This is a genomic window from Pseudarthrobacter sp. N5 (assembly GCF_050157035.1).
Classification (GTDB): Bacteria; Actinomycetota; Actinomycetes; order Actinomycetales; family Micrococcaceae; genus Arthrobacter.
In genome coordinates, this window is record NZ_CP189593.1 from 725,038 (window position 1) to 743,994 (window position 18,957).

Consider the following 18,957-nt stretch of genomic DNA (forward strand, 5'->3'; position numbering starts at 1 on the left):
CCTGGTTCTCACAAATAGTTCTCGAAACTGTACAGTCGAGATAGAAGGCTGGATCGAGTTTTGAGAAAAGAGAACCGCCCCACATGACTCCTCACCGCATCGGATACGCCCGAGTCTCCACACGGGACCAGAACCTTGACCTCCAGCGCGATGCGCTGCGGGCTGCAGGATGCGACCGCATCTATGAGGACACCATCAGCGGAACCAAAGCCACGCGCCCCGGACTCGCCCAGGCACTGGACCAACTACGCAACGGTGACACCCTGGTCGTATGGAAGCTGGACCGTCTCGGGCGGAGCGTGAAAGACCTGCTGGACTTCGCCGGCGGGTTAAGCGACAGCGGCATTGGTTTTATCAGCCTGACCGACGCGATCGACACCACGACCGCTTCCGGGCGCTTCTTCTTCAACGTGATGGCCTCCCTGGCCCAGATGGAGCGGGAGCTCATGGTCGAACGTACCCAGGCCGGCCTGCGGGCGGCGAGGGAACAAGGCAGGGTCGGCGGCCGCAAACGCATCATGACGGATTCCAAAATCCGCTCCGCACGAAAGCTCCTCAGCGAGGGCACGCCGCCCAAGGAAGTCGCCAAAAACCTCGGCGTCTCTGTACCTACTCTCTACCGCTGGGTCCCGGCAGAGAAAACCGCCAAGGTTTCAACTCCGTAGCTGCTGTTGGTGCACGGGACTTCTGAAGATTTGGATGAACGTGCACGGGACTTCTGACAACCCGATGTCAACAGTCCTCTGCACTCGCCCCCGTACTTCCGCGGGATCCAGTGCAGATGACTTCTGAAACTGACATCGTGGGGTCGTTGGTTATCTGCGAATCCTCGTGAGTGGGGAGCTGGTAACGCTCTAGGGTCCATTCCACTGCCGATTTGCCATTGCTGAGCAGGACGATCTCGTTGGCGAAGAGCTCCTGCGTGTACTTGCGGTGCAGATCCTCTGGCTTTTATCAGCCCGGACTGCAGCAAACGTGTCACGAAGGTGCCCGTGCCGACGAAAGGTTCGAGGATGGAGACCCCCTCGTCGGAGAGGGATTTGCCGAATTCCAGGCGCAGGGCGGCGTCTGCGGAGCGGAGGATTTAGTCCACGACGGGGACGGGTGCCACGGCGAAGCGTGAGCGGCTGCAAGAGTATGTGACTGCTGACCATTGCTGCTTGCACTCCTGATATAGATTACGTAGAGGCGCAACCCCAAGCCCCGACCCGCCATCCCGCCTGGGCCGTATGTGTGGCACGAGTTCCTCGCAGAAGATGAAGTTCCCGTCTACAAGCAAGAGGCGGTTGTAGCCCTTAAGAATTGGCAACCCGACCCTGAGGATCCGGAGGCTCCCGAGGAAATCTCGCGCATCCTCCTGTCCCTCAGGATTGCGGAATACCGCAATCTCATTGCAAAGGCCCGAAAAGGTGGAGCACAGACGGAAGAGTGGAAGCCCGCTGGCCGGAACCCTGTCGTCTGGGAACTCCGAATGGAGTACGGCGAAGACCACTTCAGGTTCTACTTCAGCGAGCCACAGGACCATCCATGGACGGTTGTTGCACTAGTTGCGCAATATAAGGATGTCTCTCTCGCCGATCCCGAAATCGAAGCCGTCCAGACTGCTCATATCAAGAAAGCATCTGATCGACACAATCTCGGCATCCTTTGGAAGTGGGGAATCGAGGCTGCGAGCGAACGACCACGCCCCCAGCTTGACCATGTTCCTCGGAAAATATAGAGTCCACTCTATGTCTTCCACCGATGATCTGTTGGGCCTGAACCAAGACGACCCCATCATGAGGCGCGCTGAACTCTTGGTCGAGAATGATTCTGAACTACTGCGCTCCCTGATCCGCATTCGCAAGGATAGCGGTCTAAAACAAGTTCACGTGGCTCGTTTGCTTGGAATATCTCAGGCTTCAGTGGCTGCCTTTGAGCGCTACGACAACGATCCGAAGCTGTCTACTATCCGTCGATATGCTCACGCTGTGGGGGCTCTCGTCGCCCACCAAGTCGAGGCGGACACTGGGCAGTTGTTCGACAGCCGCTCGTCCCGCTGGATGCCTGTCCACCTCACTCCGAGTGCCCTTAACGTGACTGAGATGAATTTCGGTCATTCTAGGTCCGGACAATTCATGATTGCCGCAGAGTCTCTGCGGACAGATTTCGCTTTGGGCGCATGAGTACGGACACCCCGACCACAAGCACGCCCGACATCTACGAACTGGTCAAGAACGTTGATTTAGCTGGCGTCAGGTACCTGGAGGTATCCGGCCGTGCGAAACCTCAACACGAGGACGACCGAGAACCGCGGGTCTCGATCAACGTTCAAGAGACGCATGACCTGAACAACATCCAAGTGAGATTCCGGTTCCAAGTCGACCATGCACAAGCGATTTATGAGACTGAAATTGCTCTAAGCTACGTAACGTCAGAAAATTACGAACACGAACGGCCGGTGCTCGAAGACTTCATCGAGCGAGTGGCAGTCATGGCAGTTTTTCCGTACGCGCGGGAAGCAGTCAGCACCACAGCCGCCAAGCTCGAGTTGGATGTCCCAATCCTGGGAATACTCCGGCTGGGAGAGTTCAGTCTCGGTAGTGGTTCAGGCGCAGACGAACTCGGAATACTCGATCATGCCGAGGAAACCAACCGGACAGTGTCTAGCGACTGACTCGACATGGCCTGCGCCCCACTCCGTAGACGGGGTTGATCGCCAATTAGCGCACACTCCGGACAGCTAGGATCCACGGACACGAACACCCGCCCTACCGTACAACAGGTCCATTTGCCGCGTTCGAGTGTTCGGGGCTTAACGCCGATAACAGCGCATACGTCCACCGGGGGCGGCACCGCGGGCACGTTGGCTGCTCGTTTACACAGGCAGAGGGCTACGGGGGGACATAATGCTCCTGTGATCATCTTCCCCAAGTTCCTCAAGGCGCTGCACACCGTCCTGTTCCTTGCCGGCTATCTTGCCATCGCTGTCGTGGCATCCATAATCGACAAGGGAGGCAGCCCAGGACTAGGCCTTGGGATCATCGTGACGGCCACGACGATCGCCGCCGTACTCGTGTTCGGACAAATATTCGTCAGAACCAAATACAAACGCGCCATCAAACGCCAAAAGCAGACCGCGTCCCATGCCACCACCGCGGCCCCAGTAACGCTCAGCGCCCAAGTCTCAGAATCCTACGATCACCAGGCCCGCACCGTGTGGTCACTCATTCGGACGGCTGAAAGCGCTGTCATGCTCTCCGACGCCCAGCGGGCGTTCACCGTCCCCGGGACCCCGGCCGGAGTCGGGGAACAACAGTGCTTCATCGGCCGTGACGGCTCCGTGTCCCTCATCGAAGTGGTCGGGGAGGAAAGCCCCTGGTGGGCCACAACGCGAACGCTCTCCCCTACCGGGCCCAACACCAGACACACGTACCGACTCGAACCGACGGTCACAGGATGCACACTGACCGTAGGCATTGTCTTGGAGCTTCAGGCATCCGCTGAATGGTCGCCTGCCCACAAGGCGGCGTGGCAGACCCACACGCGTCAATATCTGGGCCGGGTCAAGGAAATGCTTGCGGCTCAGCCGACAGGGCCATCCACCCTGTAAGGGTTGGCCTCAACGCGTGTCTTACTTCGTTCCTGATCGCAGAGGGTGCGTCAGTTCTCACACAGGTCCGGACGCCGACAACAGCCCATCTGTCGCCGCGGATCACTCGGGTCAAAAACGTAGTTCGGCTTCTTTGACCGGTGTTGATTCCGGCAATGAGTTGTGACCGACGCGCGACCGGCGTGTCGTAGCTCCCCTGTGTCAGTTTCAGAAGTCGTCTGCACTGAATGTCAGAAGTCCTCTGCACTCAGCAGCGCGTCAGGCACGCGTAGGCGCAGTTTAGGTCCGGTGCGTTGGCCGCAGCGCGACCCACAACCCGCACCTTCGGCAGATGTAGGCGGGTTCGTTGCCAAGAGCATGGAGCTTGCTGAGAGGCAGCGCCCGCCCGCAGCACGAGCAATGGTTGTGGGCTTCAGAGGCCACGGTTTGTGAGCGCTTCCACCAGCTGTTCAACGGTCGGTGCGCCGGCGTGCCCTTGGGGTGTGCGGTAGATCCGGCATGCAAGGTCGCTGCTCGGCGCTCCGTCGGGGAATATATCGGCGCCATCCGCCGTGATGGTCGGTGAACCAGCAAACCCGGTCCCGGCCGTATCAGCTGATGACTTCAGAAGGCGCGAGTTGATCGGGATGTCCTTCCGGTGGAGAGCGATCAGCGCAGCCTGAAGGTGCTCGTGCGCTGTGACGGTGTTGGGGCATTCGTCAATGTGGAGCAGCTCTATTCTCATGAAGCAATTGTCTCCTTGAGTGTGGACTTCGGAGCTCTTTGGCGGTGTTCTGGTGGCGCTCTTTGTCGTCAGTTGCCTATCACGAGGGTGCTGGCGGCTGCTTCGATGACGTCGTCGGTGATGGTTTCGAGTTGGTTGATCTTCAGTACTCGGGTGATCTGGGGGAAGAGGCGCTCGAGGAGCCGGAAGTTGCCGCGGGTGATCCGTTCGATTGCGGCGATTGCCTGGGCGTCGGTGAAGTCGTCCGGATCGAGGGACCGGCCGAGCCGTTTCCAGTGCCGATCGAGGACGAACAAGAGCTCGTCGCGACCGAGTGCCCTGTAGCGGTGGGAAAAGCCGAGACGGCTGTAGAGCTGGGGGTAGTGGCGGAATCGTTGGTCGATGCCGGGCATGCCGATGAGGATGATCCCGAGATGGGTGCGGTCGTGGTTGTCGCGGAGGAGTTCCAGTGCGGTTGGGGTGAGGCGTTCGGCTTCGTCGATGATGAGCAGTTCGACCAGCCTGGTGATGCCGTTCATGATGCGAGGGGTTGTTGGGTCGTTTCGGTGGAGGTGGCCATCGATGCAGGAGGCAATCCGGACCTGGGAGCGGTGGATTTCTGCCATGAGTTCTCTGGGGCGGCAGAGTACTTCCGGGGTGTAGAAGACGGCGCGGGATCTGTTGGCGAGCGAGAAGTGCTTGGCATCTTCCTCTGCGTCGCGGGACCGCCACTCTGTTATGTAGGGTTCCAGGGCATCCCAGTTTGCGTAGCGCCGGGCGGAGTAGGTATTGCCGACGCCGGCGTCGCCATGGCAGATGCCGATGGTGTGCTCTTTTCGCACGGCGTTGGCGAACTCGGTGAAGCGCCGGTGTTCTTTGGTCACGATGAATGGCTGGTCCATCATTCGTCCTCTTCGTAGGTGCGAAGCCGCGGCCGGCCGCGCGGTGGTTCAGCGGTTCGGGGTTGTTCGCGGGCAGCAGTGATCGGGATGCGGTCGTTGATGGTGCGGCGCAGTTCGCGCCGGCGTGCGCGGCGTGCGGCTTCGACGTCCCGCAAACTCAGCCGGAGATTCGGGTGGTCCTCGTCGATGGCGGTGCAGACGAAGGTGTCATGGTCGTAGACGCGGATCTCGGAGATGTCGCGGGGATCGTATCGGATGGTGATGGTGCGCCCGACGAATGGTGCCAGGGTGGGCGAGAGGTAGCGCTGGCCTTGGAAGTGGATGCCGTCGCGTTGCACAACGCGGTTCTTCGGGACGGTGAGGAGGAGCCCGTCGAGTTCTTCGAGGGAGTCGGGCATGCGTGGAAGCCAGCCGTCAGCGACCCAGGCGTCCCGGGGTGATGTGCCGAGTTCGCTGTGTGTCCGGTCGTTGTACGTGGTGATGAAGGCCCCGATCTCGCGGTCGAGTGCGGGCAGGTCGAGCACGGGCTGCGGTGTGCGGGTTCCGGGTCCCAGGCGTCCTGGCAGCGCGGCGAGGACTTCGGTATTGATCGTGCCGAAGAAACGCTCGATCTTCCCGCGGCCTTGAGGCCGGCCGACGGTGGAGTGGATGGTTCGGATGTGCAGGGCGACGGCGGTGCGTTCAAGGTGGTGGCTGGTGAAGTCAGAGCCGTGATCGACGTGCAGGATGTCAGGCAGTCCGCACATCACCCAGGACGGATTCTGTTTGCGCCAGATCGACTGCCGCAGTGCGAGTGCTGTGTTCAGGGCTGAGGGTGCGCCGGTAAAGACGGTGTATCCGCAGATTGCCCGGGAGTAGTCGTCCATCACGGCGGTCAGCCAGGGACGGTCCGGTTTGCCGTTGGCGCCGATGATGAGGATGTCGAGCTCGGTGTGGTCTGCCTGCCATATCTGGTTCGGCCGTTCGGCGCGGCGGCGGTACACGAGTTCGTGCCGATCACGGTATGAGGCCGGCCCCTCCAGGGCGAGGGTGACGAGCCCGGGGTCCAGGGCTGTAACGATGTCCCGGACGGTTGAATAGCCTGGCGCCGGGGCGTTCCTATGTCGGGCGTCGGCGACGGCGAGCCGGTGCAGTGTCGCAAGGTTCGGGCGCGGCCTTGTCAGAGCGAGCCGTTCGACGAAGGCCACGGTCTCCGCTGCCGTGTGGCGGGTGCCGGCATCGACGCGGGGGCGCGGGTCCAGCGCTGCGATCCCACCTTCTTGGAACAACCGGTGCCAGCGCTCTAGAGTGCGCAGGCTGACCATCGTATCCCGGGCCAGCTCTGCGAGTGGGATCTCATCTTCGACGTGCAGTCGAAGGATCCGCCACCGCTCCGCGCCGTCCATGAGGCAGCTACATCTTGATGCTCTCGCGGGTGGCGAGGGCCTGTTGGTGACGGTAAAGCGTTGCCCGGCTCCACCCGACGAGCCGGGCTGCTTCTTCGGCGGTGCGGCCCTTGGCCCGCGCGTCGGTCACGATCCGAAGCTTGTCGGCTATCACGACCGGATCGGAGATTGGGCGCCCAAACCGGGTTCCGCCCTGCCGCGCCGCGGCAATGCCCGCGTTCACGCGTTCGACGATCAGCTCCCGCTCGTACTCGGCCAAAGTCGCAAGCATGTTCAGCATCAGGCGCCCCGACGTTGTGGTGGGATCAATACCGTCCGAAATGGATCTCAGGTATACACCGCGTTCCCGCAGAAGGTTCACCGTGTTCAACACATCGATCAAGGACCGACCGAGCCGGTCCACCCGCCACACGACGACCGTGTCACCCGGCTCCACATACGCGAGGAGTTTCTTCATCCCCGGACGCTCAATGGCTGCCTTGCTTCCGGACGTGACGTCAGCGAAAACATCACGCTTCTGCACCCCGGCATCGACAAGCGCGTCGAGCTGCAGCTTCGCGTCCTGGCCCGACGTACTCACACGCGTATACCCAAGTTGTCTCACCCGGTCATTGTGCCTCAGAAACCCCCGGCCAGCACCCATCGGAGACGATCCACGGTGAGACATCTTTCCAAGACGCGGGCCGCCCGGCACGACGCCGATCCCTTAGACCCTCCAAGACACGACGTCAGTGTCTCGGAAAGCTTTTGTTTTTCAAGACACTGGGTTGTTGAACTAAGTGATGCGTCGGCGTCCGTTTGTCGCACCTTCACCGGGCATTTGAGCTATTCCGCCGACGCGTCGCGTTTGCAAACGCGTTGCTATTGTTCAAACCGAAGACGCCCCGGAAGTTCCTGACATCGACGGGATCACAAGTGGTGGCCGTGGACCGGTCCGGCATCGTTCCGACCCGTCATGACTGGGCCGGACCTCATCCTGTGCGGCGTGGAAGACTTCGCGGAGGCACCCCATGGTTTACGACTCCTCACTGCCCATCGAGTGGATGGGACAGTGGTACCTGGGCGATATACGGCCCCGCGCGGGACGCCAGGTTGGTCGACATCCGGGCTAATAACTCGTCGGCTGTGCTGGCCAGCGTGGCTCACGGCGAGGGTCTGGCGAAAATTCCCGCACCGTTCGCCAATCACTTGGGGCCAGGGTTGGCGGCGGTGCAACTTGTCGGCGTGCCGCCCATCAGCTTTTTCGCGGCCAGCCGGCAGCGGGACCGCAGGGAGCCGGTTCTTGCCCTTGTCCAAGCCCTTCGGAGCATAAGTCGTCGGAAGGCACCCCAAACATTGCTCTACCAGCCCCGTGCCACAAGAATCTCGCCAAATACCGCTGCGATGAAGAATGCGTCCACACCTCCAAGATAGGTGACTAGTGTAGCGTGTCGTTGATTCCTTTGGGTATGGTTTTTTGTCAGACTTGATCCATGGTTTATCTGGCAAGGGCTTTGGAATTGCGTGACGGGGACCGGGGGTTCTTGGAGGCGTTGACTCGTGGGAATTCTTCCTCCGCGACATTGGCGTTGCGGGCGCGCACGGTTTTGTTGGCTGCCGACGGGATGCCGAATATCCAGATCGAGAAGATCACCGGGTTTTCGGCACCCACGGTTTTGAAGTGGCGCAACCGCTATGCCGAGGGCGGGATCGAGGCCCTGTCCGATGTCCAGCGCCCGGGACGGGAGCGGGAGATCGACGAGCTTGCCCTGATCGCGGACACCCTGACCAACGATGGGAAGCCGCCGGCCGGGCTTGGGATCTCGCACTGGTCCGCCCGCATCATGGCCGAACGCCACGGAGTCTCCTTTTCGTCGGTGGCCCGCATCTGGCGCCGTTGGAAAATCCAGCCTCACCGGATCGAGACGTTCAAGTTCTCCACTGATCCCGCCCTGGAGTTCAAGCTCCGGGACGTGGTGGGCCTGTACATGTCCCCGCCGGAAAACGCGGTGGTCGTGAGCATCGATGAGAAAACCCAAATCCAGGCGCTGTCCCGCACCGGCCCGGATCAGCCGTTGTCCTCGACGCACCCGCTGCAGCAGACCCACGACTACAAACGCAACGGCACCACCACCTTGTTCGCCGCCCTGGAGGTCCTCACCGGCAAACTCAGCGCGAACTGAGCTGCCGCGGAGTTCTCGGACAGTGGGCCCTCTTAAAATGGGGGTCTACTGAAAGTAGAGATCAGCATGACTGCAGCACGCCGGCGTTTCACCCAGGAGTTCAAAGACGAGTTGTGCCGTGAGGTGATCAACACGTCCAAGCCCATCAAGGACGTTGCCACCACATACGGTGTCGGCCCCGAGACTCTGCGCAATTGGCTGAACAAATACCGCGAGGCCAACGGCGGCACTGAGACGGACCTGACGGTCTCGGAGCGGGCCCGCCTGAAGGAGCTCGAGAGGGAAAATCAGGAGCTGCGCGCGGAGACTCTGTTCCTGAAAAAAGCAGCCGCTTACTTCGCGCGGGAGCAGCGGTAGTGAGCAAGTACGAATACATCGACTCCCAAAAGACTGAGCCCGCCAACCTGAATTCGGTCGTGAAAATGTGCCGCTGGTTGGGAGTCTCAACGTCCGGTTTCTACCACTGGCTGACGCGCCCGCAATCGGCGACTGCCACCCGGCGCAAGGCACTGATAGCGCGGATCCAGCACTATTTTGAGGAGTCGAACGTACGGGTATCGCCGAATCCATGCCGACCTCGCGGCGGAACAGATTGAATGTTCGCCCGAGCTTGTGCGGCAGGTCATGCGCCAGGAGGGCCTCCTGGCCTGCCAGCCGCGGCCATTCCGGGCGACCACCGAGGCCGACGCGTTGGCCGCGGCCAACATGCCTGACCTCGTCAAGCGTGACTTCACCGCCACACGTCCCGGGGTGAAGTTCGTCGGCGACATCACTTACATCCACACCTGGCAGGGGTTCATTTACCTGGCCACCGTCATTGACTGCTACTCGAAGAAGGTCGTCGGCTGGTCGATCGCCGATCACATGCGCACTGAACTCGTGGCGGACGCCCTCAACAACGCCGCCGCAACGACCCTGATCGAGCCTGACGCGATCTGGCACTCGGACCGCGGCAGCGTGTATACCTCGGCCGGGTTTCGGGCCTTGGTGACCAGTCTGGGGATGCGCTCATCGATGGGCCGCACGGGCGTGTGTTGGGATAACAGTATGGCGGAATCTTTCTTCTCGATGCTCAAGAACGAGCGTGTTTACCGGACCGTTTACGCCACGAAATCACAAGCACGCAGTGACGTTATCCGCTACATCGAGGGATTTTACAATAGTCGGCGCCGACACTCAGCGCTCGGTTACCGACGGCCTAACGAAGTCCACTATGGTTATCAACAGCCAGCCCTGGCAGCGTAGAAGAATTCACTAATTCCGCTGTCCGAAATCCTCGCGGCAGCTCAAACGCCTTCTACCCAAAGCACACCAACATCGAGTTCGTCGATTTCCTGGGCCGGGTCGCCGACGCCCACCCCGGGGTTGAACTGCATGTCATCTGCGACAATTACGCGACGCATAAGCATCAGAACGTGAAGGACTGGCTGGCCAAAAACCCGCGCGTGCGCCTGCACTTCACCCCAACCAGCTGTTCCTGGCTGAACATGGTGGAGATCTTCTTCGGGATCATCACCCGCCAGTGCCTCAAACGCGGTGCGTTCAGCTCGGTGAAAGAGCTGGAACAAACCATGGAACGCTACATCGAGAACTACAACCAGGACGCCAAACCATTCACCTGGACCAAATCAGCGGACTATCTCCTGGGCAAGATGAAACGCAAACAAACCATTAACACGGAACACTAGGTTGGTCACATGTCTTGAGGTTTTCGAAGCCTAAGAGGTGTCCGGTGTCTGGCCACCCGCGCCGGACCGGCGTAGGGTCTGGAGGACCATGACCGAACAGCAACCCTACGAGCTGGTCCACCGCTATCCGCACTTTGAGCTGCGGCGCTATCCCGCGCACGTGGTGGCGGAGGTGCACGTCAACGCGACGTTTGACCGCGCCGGCAACGCTGCCTTCCGGCACCTATTCAATTACATCAGCGGCAGCAACACGGCCCGGCAGAAACTGGCGATGACTGCCCCTGTCATCCAAGAGAGCAGACCGTCGCAGAAACTGGCGATGACCGCGCCTGTGGTCCAGACCGGTCCGCTGCCGGGTAGTGATGAGCCCGCTGACTTTGTGGTCGCGTTTGTGCTCCCCGCTGGCATGACGGCCGAGACAGCTCCGGTTTCGACGAACCCCGACGTCGGGATCCGTGCCGTTCCGGGTTCGCTTGCCGCAGCTGTTCGCTTTTCGGGCAGCGGCACCGGAGCGGCCTTTTCGCGCCGAAACACGGGACTCCAGGCGGCCCTCACGCTCGCCGGGCTGATGGCCGTGGACCGGCCACGATTTGCCCGCTTTGATCCGCCGTTCAAGCCGTGGTTCATGCGGCATAACGAGGTCATCCAGGACGTGCACGAACTCTCAAACGCTCTGGAACGGCCTGGCACTACACCGGCCTAGGTGCATGCCTAGCTGGGGATGTGCGGTCAGCTTTCCGGCGATGTGTCCTCCGCATTTGTTGCCTGTTCGAATTTCACTGATTAGCGCCGGCACCGTTCTTCGTCCATAGAGCAAAGGATTAGACACACGGGTTGGCCCGAAGCGTCGTCTTCGTCGTGCCAGTAGCCCTGATCCTGACTGTCGTTGCGCACTTTCTGATACTGCAGCCCTGAGTCCAGCCCGCGCGGCGAGTTGCAACCGCGAAACCCGAATGCAGGTTGACCAACGTACCCGATCGGCTTACGGGCGGTGGTGCGACAACGAACGATCACAAAATGCCGCCATATAGCGATCAAATCCACAGGCAAGAAGTCACGGCGCGAAACCGGCTGTTCGGATCGGTCCAGGTTCGGGTCCATCGGACAACACAGATAGCGGCGCATCTGCCATGCTGTCCACCACGATGGCCCCGAACCCGGCCGGAAGCCGGGAGAGGACCAAGGGAAGGGCACCGCGCTCATTAAGGCCCGGGCCAGACGCCGCAGCAAAGCTAGAATGTCGCGCGAACGCTGTCCGTGCCGATCGTGGCTGAAAGCCCTAGACCGAGCACGGCAGTTGCCCTATCGTTGGGGAACCGATCACACTCGACCGGGAGCTCCGCAGCGGAGGTACATGATGGGAATCATCTCGTCCGGTTTTCATGGAAAACGGCGGACCGGCAATCCAGCGTTACCACCGGGCCAATACGAGACGGGAAGCTTTCCGGTGCTGACCGCCGGGCCTGCACCCCACATCCCCGCGGAGGACTGGGAATTCTTCATCACCACTGAAGCCGGTCAACGTCATGCCTGGTCGTGGGATGCGTTCATAGACCTGCCGCAGGTCGAGATCCGGACCGACATCCATTGCGTGACCAGCTGGTCCAGGCTGGGCACCTCGTGGCGGGGAGTATCCTTGGACACCTTGTTCGAGGATGTGGAATCGAGCTGTGAGTTCGCGACGGCCCACTCCTATGGCGGCTATACGACCAACATCCCGCTGCCGGACCTCCTGGACGGCCGGGCGTGGCTGGCCTGGGAATTCGACGGTGAGCCACTGGAGCGCGCCCACGGCGGACCCGCCCGGCTACTCGTGCCGCACCTGTACTTTTGGAAGAGCGCCAAGTGGATCAACGGCCTTGAGCTGACGCAGGGCGATATCCCGGGCTTCTGGGAATCCAACGGCTACCACATCCACGGCGACCCGTGGCGTGAAGAGCGGTACTCATGAGGCAGGACCGATGATCCCGCTGTGGCGTATCGCCGATGTCGTCAGCGGCGTCCCCGAATCTGAAACTTCCAGAACGATCAGCCTCCGGGTTGAGGGTTTGATGGGCAACCTCGCCGGACAGCACGTCGATATCCGTCTCACGGCAGACGACGGCTATTCGGCCGTGCGCTCATACTCCGTGGCCACAGCCGGCATGGACGAAATCATAGGGATCACCGTTGATGAATTGGCCAACGGTGAGGTCTCCCCGTATCTGGTCAGGGATCTTGCCGTCGGCGACCAGCTGGAGATCCGTGGCCCTGTGGGCGGCTGGTTCGTCTGGCGGCCGACGGACACGAACCCGGTGCAACTGATCGCCGGCGGATCCGGCATCGTGCCGCTGATGTCCATGATCCGTGCGCATGAGGCATCGGAAAACACGGCACAGTTTCGGCTGCTGTACTCACTCAAGTCACCCGAGGCGGGGTTCTACCGCGAGGAGCTGCTCACCTTGAGCAGGGAATCCCCAAAGCTCACCGTCGACTACGTCTACACACGCAAAGCGCCATCGGACTGGCAGACCGCTCCGAAGCGGCTCACGGCGGACGCCCTCCTGGCGAGTATCCTGCCGGCGGACCCTACGCCCGACACCTTCATCTGCGGTCAGACGGTATTTGTCGAAACGGTCGCAGGATGGCTGGTTCAGGCGGGCTATCCTGCCGCCTCGATCAAAACCGAACGCTTCGGCGGAACGGGAGGAACCCGGTGACTATCAACAACGGCTCCGCTTCCGCGGGAGCTGAGGACCCGAGCCTCGAGGGCCAGGACATCGCCGGAATCGCGGGCAATCCAATCCCTCATCTCGACGGAAACGCGGTGGCAGGACCGCTGTGGGAACTGTTCCGCATCGATATCATCGCAGCGATCGGACGGTGCAGGCACTGCGGCGCTGTCCGGGTCTTCGGGGAGGCAACGGTCTATGCTGACGCCCCGGGAATCGTTGTGCGCTGCAGCTCCTGCGAGGGCGTTCTGCTGCGCCTGGTAGAGACTCCCACCCGGTTCTGGCTCGACGTAAGCGGACTCAGCTACCTGCAGATCGACCGCGAGGGCTAACGCCTCGGGCGCAGGGTCCACGCTAACGCCCCTTCAAGAAGACCCGAATATAGACTCCGACAAGCGACAAAATAAGCGCACTCTAGTACGACACGGCCTCGAGAACGCTGACGTAGTTGGCGATGCCCACGCCACCCATGTTCTGCACGGCGGCGCGGCGGGGGCTGCTCAGCTGCATGTTACCGGCGGTTCCGGTGAGCTGCATGGCGGCAATGACGTGCTGGGAAACTCCGGTGGCGCCGACGGGGTGGCCCTTGGCCTTGAGGCCGCCGGAGACGTTGACGGGCAGTTTGCCGTCCTTGAATACCCAGCCTTCCTCGATGGCCCGGGCGCCGTGCCCGGGTTCCGTCAGTCCCATGGCTTCATACATCAGCAGCTCGGCGATGGTGAAGCAATCGTGGACTTCCGCGAAGTCCAGGTCCTCCAGCCCGACGCCGGCCATCGCCAGCGCGCGCTGCCAGGACACCCGCGTGGCGGCGAACGCCGTCGGGTCCCGGCGTTCCGCCGGGAAGAAGTCGTTCGCATGGCCGAAGCCGGCAAGGCGTACAGGGGAGGTGACGCCGCCGGTGGGTGAGGTGCTAAGCACGACGGCGGCGGCCCCGTCGGACACGGGGGAGCAGTCGGTGCGGCGTAGCGGATCCGCGACCATCGGGTTCTTGTCGGAGACAGTGCGGCAGAACTCCTCGCCGAGGTCCTTGCGGAGCTGGGCGTAGGGGTTGTCCACGCCGTTGCGGTGGTTCTTCGCCGCGATGGTGCCCAGCACGTCTCCCAGATTTCCCTGGGCAGCCCCGTAACGCTTCTCGTAGTGCTTGGCCACCTCCGCGAACAGCCCGGTGAAACCGGTGGTGGAGGCCTTGCCGGCCATGTCGTAGTCCGCGCCCAGGAGGGCCGAGCCCACCACATCCGCACTGGCCTGCGTCATCTTCTCGGCACCGATGACCAGCACGGTTTTCGCGGTTCCGGCCAGCAGAGACTTGGTGCCCTGCTGGAACGCGGCCGAGCCCGAGGCACAGGCGTTCTCCACGCGGGTGGCGGGAACGTTGGCCAGCTGGTCCGAGACCTGCAGGGCCAAGGAGGACGGGAACGCCAGCGGCATCATGCCGGAGTTGAACTGGCCGAGGTAAATTTCATCGATCTGTCCCGCTTCGATTCCGGCGTTGCCGATGGCCTCGGTGGCAACCTGGACAATCAGCGACTCCAGCGTTTCGTCGGTCAGTTTGCCGAAGCGGCTGTGGCCCCATCCGGTGAGGAGGACGTCTTTTCCGAACTGTTCGCGCAGGCTCATGCCGTGATTCCTTCGAGGGTGGGGGTTTCTTCAAGGGCAGGGGGTGCTTGCAAAGCGACGGTGAATGCAGCTTCGGTCTTTTCGCGGATCTCCTCCACGGTGACCCCCGGCGCGAGGCGTACCAGCGTGAGCTGCCGCCCGCCGTCGTCGTTCTTGGCCGAGTTGTTCTTGCCTGAGTCGTTCTTGGCCAGGTCAAACACAGCGAGGTCGCTGATGATCCGGTCCACCACGCTTAATCCGGTGAGCGGGAGGGTGCATTCCCTGACGATCTTGGCCGTGCCGTCCTTGGCATTGTGCTCTGTCAGGACCACCACGCGGGGTGTGCCGGCCACGAGGTCCATGGCCCCGCCCATGCCCTTGACCATCTTGCCCGGGATGGTCCAGTTGGCGAGGTCACCGCTGCCGGACACCTGCATGGCACCCAGAATGGCCACCTTGACGTGGCCGCCGCGGATCATGCCGAAGGAAGTGGCGGAGTCAAAGATGCTCCCGCCGGGCAGGACCGTGACGGTCTGCTTTCCGGCATTGATGAGGTCGGCGTCTTCCTCTCCCTCGAAGGGGAACGGGCCCATGCCCAGCAGCCCGTTTTCGCTCTGAAGGACCACACGGACGCCGCGGGGGAGGTTGTTGGCCACGAGCGTGGGGATGCCGATGCCCAGGTTCACGTAGTCGCCGTCGTTCAGTTCCTCGGCCGCGATGGCGGCCATTTCGTTCCGGGTCCAAGCCACGGGACTCTCCTCAGGTTTCGGGTGCAGATGGGGTGGATCGGGAATGCGGGTGCGCTCCGGCTATTTCGGAATCACCGGCGGCACGAACTCGAAGGTCATCCCCAGCAGCCAGACCAGCAGCAATACAACAGGGAGGTGGAACAGAAATTGAAGAAACGTGAAGCCCACCAGATCCCGGGCACGCAACTTCAGCACCGCCAGCAGCGGCAGCATAAAGAACGGATTGACGAGGTTGGGCAGTGCCTCCGCGATGTTGTAGATCTGTACCGTCCAGCCAAGGTTCATGTTCACATCCGTAGCAGACTGCATCACGTAGGGCGCCTCCACCAGCCACTTGCCGCCGCCGGAAGGCACAAACATGCCGAGAATGGCGGTGTAGATGGCGATGATGACGGCGAAGCCCCCGTTGCCGCCGATGCTGGTGAAGAAATGAGCCAGATGCTCGGAGACCGAGAGGCCCCCTGCCCCGGTGGCCTTGGTCAAGATGGCCGCCATCCCCGCGTACAGCGGGAACTGCACCAGGATGCCCGCCGTGGCTGGCACAGCTTTGGTCACGGACTGCAGGAATTTGCGGGGAGTGCCATGCAGCACCATCCCCAGAACCAGGAAGACCAGCAGATAGCCGTTCAGCGAACTGACCACACTCAGAATCGGCAAGGTCAGAAGCTGCGAGACCAGCCAGCCCAGGGTGAGCACTCCCGCGAGTAGGGGCAGGATCCGGCTGTATTCCAGCCATTCTCCCGGCCGCGATCGCGGCGCCGAGGCTTCGGGCCGGTCGTCCAGGTCAATACCCAGATCCGCGGCCGTCCGGATGGCACTGCCCCTGGGGGCGGAGAAATGGGCGATCACGGTGGTGAGCAGCATCAGGATGGCCAGCGTCAGCAGGGACTGCCAGGTAAAGATGGTGGTACCGAAGTCCAGGACACCAGTGATTTTCAGCAACGCCGGCGGAATGGAAGCCTTCGTCGCCTGGAGCTGGGCGGCCGAGGAGGACAGCCCTAGGGCCCAGACCGCGCCAAGTCCCATAAAGGCGGCCGCACCGAGGGCCCTGTAATCGACGGTGAGATCCTTGCGCCGAGCAATGGCACGCGCCAGGAGACCACCGAAAATCAGGCTCAGGCCCCAATTGAGGAACGATACAGACATGGCCAGCACTGCCACAAAGCTGACGGCAGACCGCGCAGTCCCGGGAATGTCCGCCAGCCGGTCAATCAGCCGCGCAACCGGTGGAGAGGTTGCAGCAACGTACCCGGTCAACACCACCATGGACATCTGCAATGTAAAGGCTGTCAGGTCCCAGAATCCGTTGCCAAAGGAATCGACAACGGCCTTGGGGGATGCCCCGATTGCCAGCGCCGCCATGGAAACCAGGATGACGCCGGCCAGCGCAAAAATGAAGGCGTCCGGAAACCATTTCTGGGTCCACCGGGCCAGCCACTGCGCCATTCGGGCCAGGCCCTGCTGCTTGACATCCTGCTGCTCGAATTGCGTTGCAGTCATGAATAACTTCCTCTCCATCGAGTGTGTGTACGGCGCTGCTCAGGCCGGGACAGCGATCGTTTCGGCGCGCGGCCGCACAGTGCGCTGCTCGATGTCCTTGACCCTGCTGCTGGCCTGGATCAGGCGCTGGACGTAGACGCCCGGTGTGATGATGTTGTTCGGGTCCAGGGCCCCCGGTTCCACGATGACTTCGGCCTCCGCGATGGTCACGCCTCCCGCAGTGGCCACCACCGGGTTGAAGTTCCGGGCCGTGTAGCGGTACATCAGGTTCCCGTCCGTATCGGCGGTGTGCGCGTGGACCAGAGCGACGTCGGCGCGGATGGCGCGCTCCTGGACGTAGGTTTCGCCGTCGAATTCCGCGAGCGGCTTGCCTTCGGCAACCAACGTGCCCACCCCGGTTTTGGTGTAAAAGGCGGGGATCCCCGAACCGCCGGCGCGGAGGCGCTCGGCCAAGGTGCCCTGCGGTGTGAACTCCACTTCGAGCAGGCCGGCGAGGTATTGCTCGGCGAAGAGCTTGTTCTCGCCCACGTAGGAGGCGATGACCTTCCGGACCTGGCCGGCCTCGATCAGCACGCCCAGGCCCTTGCCGTCCACCCCCATGTTGTTGGAGACCACCGTGAGGTCCTTGACGCCGGAGGCCCGCACGGCCTCGATCAGGTCCGCCGGGATCCCGCTCAGGCCGAAGCCGCCGACAGCCAGGGTCATGCCGTCATGCAGCACGTCCTGCAACGCAGCTGCGGCGCTGTCTTTTACCTTTGACATCGGATCTCCTCTTTGAGCTGCCGGTCATTCCATCGGCATGCATTCCACTTTGTGGACTTAGCGTCTGGAAATTGAGCGTACTGGCGATCTCCCGCTGCTGTCAATGCTCGATTTATGTTGAATTGTAGGCATTTCTACAGTGTGGACGGTAGGCTGTCAGTAGTCCACAATATGGACAATTTAGGAGAGTTTGGATGAATCAAGCACCAGTGCAGGGGGCGCAGGTTGTCAGCAGGATCGCGGGGCTGCTCCGGATGGTGGGCCGGAAACCGGAAGGAAGCAGCCTGGTGGAACTGGTCCGGGATTCCCGGCTGACGCGGCCCACCGTGCACCGACTTCTGACGTCCCTCGCCGCCGAAGGGCTGCTTGACCACGATGCCCACACCGGCAAATGGGTGCTGGGCCCGGAAATCTTGCTCATGGGATCGGTGGCCGCGGCCCGGTTTCCGCTGGAGGACATTGCCCGGCCAAGCCTGCGGCGGCTGGCCGAAGAAACCGGGGAGAGCGCATTCTTCTCAGTCCGCCGCGGCGGCGAAGCGGTGTGTTTGCTGCGCGAGGAAGGCAGCTTCCCGGTCCGATCTTTTGTGCTCCACGAAGGCGTCCGGTTTCCGCTGGGGGTGGCTTCGGCAGGTACCGCCATCATGGCCTTCCTGCCGGACAACGAGCAGGCAGAGCTGCTGGCGGACTGGGCCGCCCATGCGGGAACATTCGCTGCTTCCCACTCTGCGGCGGTGGTCAGGCAGAACCTTGAGGAGACCCGGCAGTCAGGATACTCGGTCAATCCAGGGCTGGTGCTGGAGGGTAGCTGGGGCATGGGTGCGGCCGTGTTCGACCAGCGCGGCCGGCCCGCCTGGGCACTTTCCCTGACGGGCATCGAACCGCGGTTCCGCGGCGAACGGCAGGAGGTGCTGGGCCGTCTTCTGATGGAGGAAGCCCACCGGATTTCCAGTCTCCTGCAGCGGCCGCAGGGGCGTGCCTAGCCGGTTCGGGCGGCCTCTGCGTAACTCTTCGTCCTGCCCGAAAATCCCTTGCCTACGCGCAGGTAGGGGCGGATGCTGGCAGTACCGGGGTTGCGGATCGGCCGGGGAAATCCCAGTGAGCAAACGGCTCCGGGCAGCCATCCACGGTAAGTCGCAATCCCCAGCACGTCCAGGGAGCGCAAGGCGATGGGCACCAAAATCTACTTTGAGGAATACCGTGGCCCACA

The 18,957-nt window shown here is 62.1% G+C and carries 20 protein-coding genes and 1 pseudogene; 13 read left to right on the forward strand and 8 right to left on the reverse strand.

Going from position 1 to position 18,957, the window contains the following annotated elements; translation table 11 throughout:
- Window positions 1-83 precede the first annotated feature (83 nt).
- From ACQCST_RS03690 to ACQCST_RS03710, 5 genes are all read left to right on the forward strand, one after another.
- Complete coding sequence (locus tag ACQCST_RS03690) at window positions 84-665, forward strand: recombinase family protein (protein WP_426997996.1); 582 nt, start codon at window positions 84-86, stop codon at window positions 663-665.
- A 566-nt stretch (window positions 666-1,231) separates the two neighbouring features.
- Window positions 1,232-1,720 (forward strand): hypothetical protein, encoded by a 489-nt coding sequence (locus ACQCST_RS03695; protein WP_426997997.1) that lies wholly within the window; start codon window positions 1,232-1,234, stop codon window positions 1,718-1,720.
- Between the two features lie 10 nt (window positions 1,721-1,730).
- Complete coding sequence (locus tag ACQCST_RS03700; protein WP_426997998.1) at window positions 1,731-2,165, forward strand: helix-turn-helix domain-containing protein; 435 nt, start codon at window positions 1,731-1,733, stop codon at window positions 2,163-2,165.
- Window positions 2,162-2,656: a hypothetical protein gene (locus ACQCST_RS03705; protein ID WP_426997999.1), complete on the forward strand. Its 495-nt coding sequence runs from the start codon at window positions 2,162-2,164 to the stop codon at window positions 2,654-2,656. The genes ACQCST_RS03700 and ACQCST_RS03705 overlap by 4 nt, the downstream gene beginning before the upstream one ends.
- A 240-nt stretch (window positions 2,657-2,896) precedes the next feature.
- Window positions 2,897-3,592, forward strand: a complete 696-nt coding sequence (locus ACQCST_RS03710) for a hypothetical protein (RefSeq protein ID WP_426998000.1) — start codon at window positions 2,897-2,899, stop codon at window positions 3,590-3,592.
- A gap of 412 nt (window positions 3,593-4,004) precedes the next feature.
- Here the strand turns inward: ACQCST_RS03710 and ACQCST_RS03715 are convergent, their stop codons facing one another.
- From ACQCST_RS03715 to ACQCST_RS03730, 4 genes are all read right to left on the reverse strand, one after another.
- Entirely contained in the window at window positions 4,005-4,316 is a 312-nt protein-coding gene (locus ACQCST_RS03715; RefSeq protein ID WP_426998001.1) for a thioredoxin family protein, read from the reverse strand.
- 68 nt (window positions 4,317-4,384) lie between these two features.
- Complete coding sequence (locus ACQCST_RS03720) at window positions 4,385-5,197, reverse strand: AAA family ATPase (RefSeq protein WP_426999065.1); 813 nt, start codon at window positions 5,195-5,197, stop codon at window positions 4,385-4,387.
- Complete coding sequence (locus tag ACQCST_RS03725; RefSeq protein WP_426998002.1) at window positions 5,197-6,582, reverse strand: Mu transposase C-terminal domain-containing protein; 1,386 nt, start codon at window positions 6,580-6,582, stop codon at window positions 5,197-5,199. The genes ACQCST_RS03720 and ACQCST_RS03725 overlap by 1 nt, the downstream gene beginning before the upstream one ends.
- Window positions 6,583-6,589: 7 nt before the next feature.
- Window positions 6,590-7,186: a recombinase family protein gene (locus ACQCST_RS03730; RefSeq protein ID WP_426998003.1), complete on the reverse strand. Its 597-nt coding sequence runs from the start codon at window positions 7,184-7,186 to the stop codon at window positions 6,590-6,592.
- Between the two features lie 868 nt (window positions 7,187-8,054).
- Here ACQCST_RS03730 and ACQCST_RS03735 point away from each other — a divergent pair.
- From ACQCST_RS03735 to ACQCST_RS03765, 7 genes and pseudogenes are all read left to right on the forward strand, one after another.
- Window positions 8,055-8,744: an IS630 family transposase gene (locus tag ACQCST_RS03735; RefSeq protein ID WP_426998004.1), complete on the forward strand. Its 690-nt coding sequence runs from the start codon at window positions 8,055-8,057 to the stop codon at window positions 8,742-8,744.
- Between the two features lie 66 nt (window positions 8,745-8,810).
- Window positions 8,811-9,989 (forward strand): annotated as a pseudogene (locus tag ACQCST_RS03740) (IS3 family transposase).
- 89 nt (window positions 9,990-10,078) lie between these two features.
- Window positions 10,079-10,432, forward strand: coding sequence for a transposase (locus ACQCST_RS03745; RefSeq protein ID WP_426999066.1), 354 nt, complete (start codon window positions 10,079-10,081; stop codon window positions 10,430-10,432).
- Between the two features lie 88 nt (window positions 10,433-10,520).
- Window positions 10,521-11,135, forward strand: coding sequence for an SOUL family heme-binding protein (locus tag ACQCST_RS03750; protein WP_426998005.1), 615 nt, complete (start codon window positions 10,521-10,523; stop codon window positions 11,133-11,135).
- 744 nt (window positions 11,136-11,879) lie between these two features.
- Window positions 11,880-12,383 (forward strand): molybdopterin-dependent oxidoreductase, encoded by a 504-nt coding sequence (locus ACQCST_RS03755; protein WP_426998006.1) that lies wholly within the window; start codon window positions 11,880-11,882, stop codon window positions 12,381-12,383.
- 10 nt (window positions 12,384-12,393) lie between these two features.
- The gene (locus tag ACQCST_RS03760) at window positions 12,394-13,131 is read left to right on the forward strand and encodes an FAD-binding oxidoreductase (protein ID WP_426998007.1); all 738 of its coding nucleotides are present in this window, start codon (window positions 12,394-12,396) and stop codon (window positions 13,129-13,131) included.
- Complete coding sequence (locus ACQCST_RS03765) at window positions 13,128-13,475, forward strand: DUF6510 family protein (RefSeq protein WP_426998008.1); 348 nt, start codon at window positions 13,128-13,130, stop codon at window positions 13,473-13,475. Before ACQCST_RS03760 ends, ACQCST_RS03765 begins: the two co-directional genes overlap by 4 nt.
- Before the next feature lie 82 nt (window positions 13,476-13,557).
- On the opposite strand, the gene ACQCST_RS03770 is transcribed toward ACQCST_RS03765, so the two are convergent.
- The 4 genes from ACQCST_RS03770 to ACQCST_RS03785 are packed head-to-tail and all read right to left on the reverse strand — an operon-like array spanning window position 13,558 to window position 17,750.
- Complete coding sequence (locus ACQCST_RS03770; RefSeq protein WP_426998009.1) at window positions 13,558-14,760, reverse strand: acetyl-CoA acetyltransferase; 1,203 nt, start codon at window positions 14,758-14,760, stop codon at window positions 13,558-13,560.
- Entirely contained in the window at window positions 14,757-15,488 is a 732-nt protein-coding gene (locus tag ACQCST_RS03775; RefSeq protein WP_426998010.1) for a 3-oxoacid CoA-transferase subunit B, read from the reverse strand. Before ACQCST_RS03775 ends, ACQCST_RS03770 begins: the two co-directional genes overlap by 4 nt.
- 60 nt (window positions 15,489-15,548) lie before the next feature.
- A complete protein-coding gene (locus ACQCST_RS03780) occupies window positions 15,549-16,988 on the reverse strand; it encodes a short-chain fatty acid transporter (RefSeq protein WP_426998011.1) in 1,440 nt (479 codons plus the stop codon).
- A 39-nt stretch (window positions 16,989-17,027) separates the two neighbouring features.
- The gene (locus ACQCST_RS03785) at window positions 17,028-17,750 is read right to left on the reverse strand and encodes a CoA transferase subunit A (RefSeq protein WP_426998012.1); all 723 of its coding nucleotides are present in this window, start codon (window positions 17,748-17,750) and stop codon (window positions 17,028-17,030) included.
- Window positions 17,751-17,944: 194 nt separating this feature from the next.
- Between ACQCST_RS03785 and ACQCST_RS03790 the strand changes: the two genes are divergently transcribed.
- Entirely contained in the window at window positions 17,945-18,730 is a 786-nt protein-coding gene (locus ACQCST_RS03790) for an IclR family transcriptional regulator (RefSeq protein WP_426998013.1), read from the forward strand.
- Window positions 18,731-18,957: the final 227 nt, after the last annotated feature.